The organism is Methylobacterium sp. B1, assembly GCF_000333255.1.
GTDB lineage: Bacteria > Pseudomonadota > Alphaproteobacteria > Rhizobiales > Beijerinckiaceae > Methylobacterium > Methylobacterium fujisawaense.
Genome location: NZ_BACT01000972.1, coordinates 1 through 8,187, shown reverse-complemented (window position 1 = coordinate 8,187; position 8,187 = coordinate 1). Strand labels below are relative to the sequence as shown.

Below are 8,187 nucleotides of genomic sequence, written 5' to 3'. Positions count from 1 at the left end.
GTGCGGATCGAAAGGGCTGGCCCGGCACGATGCCGAGTGAGGCCATCTGGGCGACCGGAACCCCATCGGCGAGCGCCGGCGAGTTGTCCTTCATCAGAGTGGCCAGCATGTTGAAGTAGGTCGTCGCATCCATGCGGTTGACCTGCTCGCGCACCGCCGTCTTCGTGTCGACGCTCGGATCGACGCGCCCCGGAGGCGGTGTGTACGGCTTGCCGGCCGCGCTCGCCGGGATGAGCCGGTACTGGTCCTGCAGCGCGTGCACGGCCCTATAATCCTCGGGAGCCCCCGTGCAGTAGGTCCGACCAAGGATCCAGATCAGGTTAGTCGGCGCCTGGATCAGCTTGGCGCCGGACGGCACGCTGCCGCTCCAGCCGGGTCCGGCGATGAAGTAGGTTTGTGGCCCGGTTCCCGTCGTGCGCTTGCCCGGCACGGCGAACACGTTCGTCCAGGCGCTCAGCATCGGCATGAGATAGTATCGGCCGTCCTCCTCCGGGATGCTGAGAAGGTGGGGCTCTGTCCCGACATCGATGAAGGCGCTGGAGTACAGAGTATCCGCGTTTGGTGCGGTGACGGCCCGGAACTTCGCGTCTGGATATTCGCGCAGATTGGCGAATTGGCCCATCGGGGCGTTCTTGCCCTCAGGCGCCGCCACATTGGTGAGCACGCGCCGGGTCATCTCCATGGTGACGAGCGGGTAGCCGTAGATATAGGCGTCCGTCGCCAGCTCGATCGGATCGGCCACCGCGTTGTTGCCGATGAGTGGCGCGTCCTGGGCCGTGCTCTGAGCCCGGGCGAGAGGCAGGCCCGAACCGACGAACGGGATCGTAGCGGCGCCGGCGGCGAAGATCCGTCTGGTGACATCCATGACCGTCTCCTCGGAATTGCCCGCTCAGGCAGGCGGCTTCAGGAAAAATCTCGATCCCCTAGACGCGCCGAATGCAGTGCCCTCTCGCCGGACCGGCTTTGCCGACCGTCAGAACAGAGAAACCGTCGAGAGCCACATCGGATCGCGGCGCGCGGCAGCATACCGAAGCTGAGCACGGCAGCTTGACCGAATGGGACAGCGGCTTGGTTCGACCCGGAAGCGCACTGTGTGTCTGACAGTCCAGTAAGGCTTGTCCTAGCGGAACGCTCCAGTTCGAAGCGGCCACAAACGGCGGTCTGCTGAAGGCGCCCCATAGCGAACCGGCGGAGTTGGTCTTCATCCGCATGCCCAATCTTTACCGGTGGGATCGGCTGCTTGGGATCGTGAGCAGGCGGGAGGGCAAGGCCCGCTCCAACGTCTCTGCGCCCTGGAACAGACCGGCAGAAACCCACCCCGCGCGGTCCTTCCGCTGCCGACCCATGTCGGCCCTTCGGCCCGCTGTTGGACGCCCCGAAAGCAGGGGCGTCCACAGACGCCATTCGTCGGCCGTCCGGCAAGTTCGGCTCTGGGCGGAAGGCGGCCGGACCAGGGCGCGCCCTCGGGAGACGCGCTGCCACAACCAAGGTCATCGCGCCCGGCGGACAATTGGCGCATAAGGGGGAATCACTGGCTTCGGACCCGGCCGTCAGTGCCTGAGAGCAGCGAGCGCTCCCGCCCTGATCACGCGGAGCATGTCTGTGTCTGACAGCAGGCCTTTAGCCATCCTCATCGCCGAGGCCGATGAACTTGTCCGTATGGTCACGGCCGACATGCTGGAGGATGTTGGCTTTCAGGCCATAGAGGTCCGCACAGCCGCCGAGGCGCTGGCGGTGCTCGAAGGACCGACCCCGGTGAGCATGCTGGTGACGGGGCGCGGCATCGTGGGTGATGGTGTGGCCCTTGCCCACCTCGTTCATCACGTTGGCCCGCTGTCGGCATCATTGTCACCTCGGGAGCCGGATCGGATCTTCAGCGGGCGCTGCCGCCGGGCACACGCCTGCTCAGCAAGCCCTACGACTTTGCAGACCTCATCCACGAGGTGGACGCCGGCCTCGCACAGGTGCAGGAGGCGCCCGCAACCGCCCCCGTATTGCCGAGCGGAGTACCGCCTCACAGGGGAGTGGACCTGGGCAACGGCCTGGGAACCGTTGCCGGCCCCTCGACCGAGCCGGACAAGACGTAACCCCTGCTTCCATCACGGCCAGGTCTGAAGCCCGTCAGTTTGGCCGAGGCGATGTTCGGTTTGATGCGTCGTCGCTCGCAGGCAGACGAGCGCAAACCCGCCCGTCTCGCCGATCCGGCGTCCTTCGTTGGCGTCTCCGAAGCGGACAGAGCCCGCTGCCGGTCCGCGACCTTTCGAACGCCTCGATCACCACGGAGCTCCGGAAGCAGGCCAAGGGCGAGGCCACCCGGGGCGACCTGGCCACCCGCGCGCGGAACACGGCTGCGATCGAGAGGGCGCTCGATGCCGCCGGCGGGACCGCCGACGACCGGACGCTCGTGCTCGACCGCATGGCCAAGCTCGTCGCGATCACTGCGTGCGACGGCGAGCGCGTGCCGAGCGTCGGCAAGGAGGCCGGCGGGACCCGGGGCGGGTCACGATCGCTCCGGCAAGGGTCGACGTCCTGGCGGCCGAGCTTCGCGAGACGGACCCGCGGAACGTCAGACGGCAGGCGCCGAATGGCCGCTCGACGCCCACGCCGAGGCCCGCGGCGGCTCCGCTGACGGGCGATCTCGGGCGGTTCTCCCGACCGGGGCCGGACTACAGCTTGACCATGATCGGCGGCGTCGACAGCGAGGATCGTGCCGCTGACGACCGCATCGCGGCAGCCCTGGGCTCGTGAGCGCCTCGCAAGCCGTTGGCGACCACGGGATGGCCTGCGCCCAATACGCCGTCGCGGTCTCACGCGACCCACCCTGACCGCAGTGCATCCTGCCGAAATTTTTATTGTGCAGCGCAATCAGCGACTTATCATTTAAGTATCTCCGTTCCGAAAAATCGCTGTTCATTATTTGGATCAAATCTTCATTTCAGACATTGTTTATATGATCCGGCGCACGATTTAAATGAGGCGCAATAAGAGGGATAAATAACTATCCCCGCATCCCGATTGGCATCTGAATTTCGCAGAGCAGACATCGCCAATCGATTATAGGACAGGAATTTACAATGACATCCAATCAGAACACTGACCAGAACAGGCACAACAGGCAGTTCGACAAGGCCGCCGAGACCCTGAAGGCCAACGCCGACAAGTCCGCCGAGCAGACCACACAATTCGCCGACGCCGCTCGCGACGGTGTGAACAAGTTCGTCGATCTCAACGAGCGCGCCGCGGAGAACACCCAGCACATCGTGCAGAAAGGCGTCGAGACGGCCTCGCACCAAGCGCGCCAAGCCGCGGATCGCTTCAGCCGCACCCTCGGCTACACGGGCGAGGGCAGCGAGCGCTTGGCTCGGCAGTCCAAGCAGAACATGGAAGCAGTCGTTCGCTGCGGGACCGTGATCACCCAGGCCTTCCAGGACACGTCACGGATCTGGCTTTCGCTGAGCCAGAAGCAGTGGCAGCGCAACCTCGACGGCCTGAACAAGCTGGCTCGCGCCAAATCGGTGCAGGAGTACTCCGCGATCCAGAGCGAGCTCGTCCGTGAGGGGCTGCAATCCATGGTTCAGGACGGCAAAGCCCTCTCCGAGACCTCGGCCCGCGCCATCGAGGAGGCCGGCAAGACCTTCTCCGGCATCGCGCAGCAGGGCTGAGCGCGCGTGCGCTGAGACGCCGGACCGAAGGTCTAGCGATCCTCCTCGATCCGGCAATCAACCCGAGGGCGGTCGCTTCGGCCGCCCTTTTCGTTTGTCGCAGTCGCGTCGGTTCTCGCGCGGCGTGGCTCGGAGTGCGCGATGTACAACCCCTATGCCGTGACCCTGCTCGCTCTCGAGGCGCAAAGAGTCGTCGAACTTCGGCTTGTGAAACTCGCCTTGGGCGGTGCCGACGGTCAGCTTGAGGCGCACCGAATGGTCAGCGAGAAGATCAGCGCTTTCATCGAGGCCTCGGGCACCTTGATGACCGGAGGTTCGGTCGACGTGGTTGTCGCCCGCTATCGTGAGCACGTGGCTGCGAACGAGAAGCGTCTCACGGCGACCTGATCGGGATTGGCCGGCAATCGCCTTCGGGCAATCCGTGGGGTTCACCGCAGCGCGCGCAGATGTGGGAGCCGGGCGTGTCGCCGCCGCAGCCGCGTCTGCGTCTTCCAAACCCTTGTCCAGAAGCAGGCCGTCGCAAAACCACCCGACTGAGACACTCGGTGACCTGTCGGAGCAGGGTCGGAAACGGCTTACCCGAGTCGGCGCGCCTGACCAGGTGAAACGCACACGCAGCCCATGGCCCGACTGAGGCGGGCGAGAGACCGTGACCCTGCAGAGGGCCGCGGCACACAAGGAAGGCGCCGGTGATCGTGATGCGGAAGCGCTCACCGCCGGGGCATCGACGCGGCGGCGACAGCAGGTCCGGCTCCCTTCAGCCACGGCTCGGATTCAGTCCGGACACCTGTAGATGTCGGCCTCGAAATCCCCATCCCCCTGGGTCATGTGCCAGACGCCGCCCCGCTGGCGCGTAAAGACGATGTCCGATCCCATCGTGATGCCGCTGCGAAACCGGCACGCGACGCCGAAGATGAGCCTGCTCCCTTCGCCGCGCCTGGTCTTTATCGCGCATGTTCCGCCCGCGTACGTGATCTGCTGCGGTGTGATCGTCACCCTCAGGCTCGGGGGATCGGTCCTGTCGCCACGGCATGGCCGGTTCTGCAGGTATCGCCCCTCGAAAGCGTCTTCTGCGCAAGCGCGGGAACCGACCAGGACCATCGCTGCCGCCGCCCCGGCGACACACCACGCGCGGCCCATATCGCCCTCCAGATCAAGATCAAAGCGAATGTGAATACAGAGTCATGGCACCACAATTGATCCATATCAATCTCATTACTGGCAATTTATGCTGATTTTTACATGACAATGGCACATATCGAGCAGGCGAATGCCGCTTGTCATGACGCTGGCGCTCCGGAATCTGCTTCAGGATCGGCTTCGGTTCGTGGCCGCCGTCACCGGGATCGTGCTCTCGGTCGTCCTCATCCTGGTGCAGATGGGCTTGTTCTACGGCTTCGGGCGGATGGTGACGCTGATCGTCGATCACACCGCAGCCGATCTCTGGATCGTCTCGAAAGGAACGCAGTACTTCGAGGACATCTCGATTCTCGACGCGGAGATGCGCCAGGAGCTGAGCGCCGTCGACGGGGTGTCGGAGGCCGTCCCGGTGGTGGCGGGCTTCTCGGCTTGGCTGCCGCCGGACGGCGGATTGATCGGGATCTTCATCATCGCGTCGGACCCGGTCGGTGGCCTGGCGCCGTGGAACATCGTGGAGGGTGGCCTCGACGATCTCGCGACCGCCGGCACCGTGTCGCTCGAACGGTCCTACGCAGACCAGCTGGGCGTGTCTGCGCGCGGCGAGACGGCACAGGTTCGCGGGCACCCGGTGACGGTCGGGGCGGTCACCTCCGGCCTGCGCTCCTTCACGACGCGGCCCTACGTCTTCACCGATTTCCGCAGCGCCCGATCCTATGTCGGATTACCGGCCAATCTGGTCACGTACTTCCTCATCCGGGCGAAGCCGGGGGCCGATATCGCGCGCATCCGGCAGGAGGCGCAGGCGCGTGTCTCCGGCATGGAGGCGCTCACGCCGGAACAGTTTCGCGCGCGGTCCCTGAATTTCTGGCTCTACCGGACGGGGGCCGGCGCGGCTCTCGTCGCGGGCGCCCTGCTCTCCATCATCGTCGGGACCGTCATCATCGCGCAGACGCTCTACTCCAGCACGAAGGAGCACCTCTACGAATTCGCGATGGTCCGGGCGATCGGTGCCTCCAACCGATACATCTACAGGGTCATCGCCTTCCAGGCGCTCGTGAACGCGCTGATCGGTCTCTCGGTGGCGACCGTAATCAGTATCGGGGTCGAGCGTCTGACCGCGACGAGCGTCGCCCCGGTGATTATTACCCCCGCCTTGGTGGCGGTCGCCTTCGCCCTCACGCTCCTCATGTGCGTCGCCTCCGGCATCGCCTCCATCGTCCGGATCATCCGGGTCGATCCCGCGAGCGTGCTCACCCGATGAGCGCCGCGATCGAAGCCGCGCGGGTGTGCAAGACCTACGGGCAGGGGCCGACGCGCGTCGAGGCGGTGCGGGCGCTCGACCTTGTCGTCCGCGCCCACGAGTTGACGGTCCTGGTCGGGCCCTCGGGCAGCGGCAAGACGACCCTGCTGTCCATCCTGGGCTGCATGTTGACGCCCACGAGCGGGACCGTGCGGGTCTGCGGCGTCCCGACCGGCGACGCCCGGCCGGAGGCGCTGGCGGTCATCCGGCGGCGGCACATCGGCTTTGTCTTCCAATCCTACCATCTGTTCTCCACGCTCACCGCGGCGGAGAACGTCCAGCTCGCCCTCGATATCCGCAGCGAGCGCGGCCCCGGGGCGACCGCGAAGAGCGCCGCGGTCCTCGCCGATGTCGGCCTCTCCGCCAAGCTGAACGCGTTCCCGCGCGAGCTGAGCGGCGGCGAGCAGCAGCGCGTGGCGATCGCGCGGGCGCTGGTCGCGGATCCGTCCGTCATCCTCGCGGATGAGCCGACGGCCGCTCTCGACTCGGAAAACGGTCGGGCGATCATGGCCATCCTGTCATCGGCGGCGAAGCAGCGCGGGCGGGCCGTCCTCGTCGTGACGCACGACGCGCGTCTCTTCCGCTTCGCCGATCGGATCGTGCACATCGAGGACGGGGTGATCACGCACGAGGAACGGCCGGACGCGGACGACTGCGAGACGCATGCCCGGACCGTGGGTTCGCAGAGGGCCGGCCGCCCATGATCGACAGGCGGCAGAATCATCGCGGCCGGGCGGGTGCGGCGCGCGGCAGGCGGTCTTCTGGACGTCCGCGAGCCCGGGCCGCGGTGGCTTCGCGACCGGCCATGCGTGCCCCCGCCGCGACAGCCGTGTCCGTCTGCTCGTCCCGGCGAGGCGCCCGTATCCGGACTATAACGGGCCCCCGCCATCGGCGCGTCCTGGCGCGGACGGACGCTCTGCCCTGAAGGCATCGACACCGGCATCGACGGCCTCGGCGCGACGGGCATCCCGCCGAGCATCCTGGAGGCGACGAGCACCGCATGCGCGTTCTCCTGACCGAGGGCAGCAGCACGTCTGCGCGCCAAGCCATCACGGCCCTGGCGCTCGCCGGGCACGAGTTCGCCTACTGCGATCCGGCCCGGATCTGCCTCGGGCGGTTCTCGCGCTTGGTCGTCCGCCGCTATCGCTGCCCGCCCCTCGGCACGGATCCGGAGGGGTTTCGACACTTCCTCCACGAGACGCTCTCGCGGGAGAGATTCGATGTCCTCCTGCCCATCCACGAGCAGGGATACCTCGTCGCCCGCTTGGCCGACGAACTGCGCCCGCGGGTTGCGTTCGCGGTTCCGGCCTTCGAAAGCTACGAGCGCGTCCTGACGAAGCTCGGTTTTCGCGGCCTGCTGACCGAGCTCGGCCTGCAACAGCCCCCAACACATTTGCTCGACGATCCGCGCAGCCTCGCCCAGCACGCGGCCTACCCGTTCGTCGTGAAGGCCGCCCTGGGCACGGCGAGCCGCAGCACCTGGTTGATCCGTTGCGAGGCGGACCGGGACCGTGCCGCGGCCGAACTCGCGCATGTGGCGACCCCGGGCGAGCCGATCCTCGTGCAGGCATGGGTGTCCGCGCCCCTCGAGCAGGCGCAGGCCGTCTTCCAGGAGGGGCGGCTCGTCGGGTTCCACGCCACGCGCAGGCTCGTCGAGGGAGCAGGCGGCGGCGCGGCGCTCAAAGAAAGCGTTCATCGCCCCAACGTCGCCAGCGATCTTGCAAAGATCGGCTCCCATCTGTCCTGGCACGGCGCATTGTCCGTCGATTACTTCACGGACGACCGCGGCGAGCGCCCGCTCTACATCGACGGCAATCCGCGCCTCGTCGAGCCGATGGCCGCCAGCCTCGCGGGCCTCAACCTTGCGGACCTGCTGGTCCGCGTATCTGCCGGTCACAGCATCGCGCCCGGCCGCATGGGCCGGCCGGGGGTGCGCACGCGGCTCGCCCTGCAAGTCCTCCTCGGCGCGGCGCTTCGGGGCGCCCGCCGGCGGAACCTCGTCGCGTCGCTCCTGCAGCTTGTCGGCCGCCCAGGACCCTTCGCGCAGGCGCGCGAAGAATTGACGCCGGTGCGTCTCGTCCCTGA

The 8,187-nt window shown here is 66.9% G+C and carries 8 protein-coding genes; 5 read left to right on the top strand and 3 right to left on the bottom strand.

All coding sequences use genetic code 11. The features are described 5' to 3' along the window. The coding region (locus tag I53_RS27115; protein ID WP_043356806.1) for a DUF1254 domain-containing protein at positions 1–865 on the bottom strand (865 nt) is incomplete at its 3' end. Positions 866–1,620: 755 nt separating this feature from the next. Next, positions 1,621–1,821, bottom strand: coding sequence for a hypothetical protein (locus tag I53_RS34330; protein WP_043356805.1), 201 nt, complete (start codon positions 1,819–1,821; stop codon positions 1,621–1,623). A gap of 1,253 nt (positions 1,822–3,074) precedes the next feature. Between I53_RS34330 and I53_RS27105 the strand changes: the two genes are divergently transcribed. Then, positions 3,075–3,662 (top strand): phasin family protein, encoded by a 588-nt coding sequence (locus tag I53_RS27105; RefSeq protein ID WP_043356803.1) that lies wholly within the window; start codon positions 3,075–3,077, stop codon positions 3,660–3,662. Between the two features lie 141 nt (positions 3,663–3,803). Further along, positions 3,804–4,049, top strand: a complete 246-nt coding sequence (locus I53_RS27100; RefSeq protein ID WP_043356801.1) for a hypothetical protein — start codon at positions 3,804–3,806, stop codon at positions 4,047–4,049. 387 nt (positions 4,050–4,436) lie between these two features. On the opposite strand, the gene I53_RS27095 is transcribed toward I53_RS27100, so the two are convergent. After that, positions 4,437–4,658, bottom strand: a complete 222-nt coding sequence (locus tag I53_RS27095) for a hypothetical protein (RefSeq protein WP_251982472.1) — start codon at positions 4,656–4,658, stop codon at positions 4,437–4,439. Positions 4,659–4,932: 274 nt separating this feature from the next. Here I53_RS27095 and I53_RS27090 point away from each other — a divergent pair, with 274 nt between their 5' ends. The 3 genes from I53_RS27090 to I53_RS27080 all read left to right on the top strand — a co-directional run. Then, positions 4,933–6,063: an ABC transporter permease gene (locus tag I53_RS27090; RefSeq protein ID WP_043356800.1), complete on the top strand. Its 1,131-nt coding sequence runs from the start codon at positions 4,933–4,935 to the stop codon at positions 6,061–6,063. Continuing rightward, a complete protein-coding gene (locus I53_RS27085; protein WP_051045091.1) occupies positions 6,060–6,806 on the top strand; it encodes an ABC transporter ATP-binding protein in 747 nt (248 codons plus the stop codon). The genes I53_RS27090 and I53_RS27085 overlap by 4 nt, the downstream gene beginning before the upstream one ends. Before the next feature lie 296 nt (positions 6,807–7,102). After that, the coding region (locus tag I53_RS27080; protein ID WP_043356797.1) for a hypothetical protein at positions 7,103–8,187 on the top strand (1,085 nt) is incomplete at its 3' end.

Excerpts from the sequence above, each read along its gene's own strand:
- I53_RS34330 (WP_043356805.1), bottom strand. The coding sequence starts at position 1,821 with ATGAACGAGGTGGGCAAGGGCCACACCATCACCCACGATGCCGCGCCC.
- I53_RS27105 (WP_043356803.1), top strand. The coding sequence starts at position 3,075 with ATGACATCCAATCAGAACACTGACCAGAACAGGCACAACAGGCAGTTC.
- I53_RS27100 (WP_043356801.1), top strand. The coding sequence starts at position 3,804 with ATGTACAACCCCTATGCCGTGACCCTGCTCGCTCTCGAGGCGCAAAGA.
- I53_RS27090 (WP_043356800.1), top strand. The coding sequence starts at position 4,933 with ATGCCGCTTGTCATGACGCTGGCGCTCCGGAATCTGCTTCAGGATCGG.
- I53_RS27085 (WP_051045091.1), top strand. The coding sequence starts at position 6,060 with ATGAGCGCCGCGATCGAAGCCGCGCGGGTGTGCAAGACCTACGGGCAG.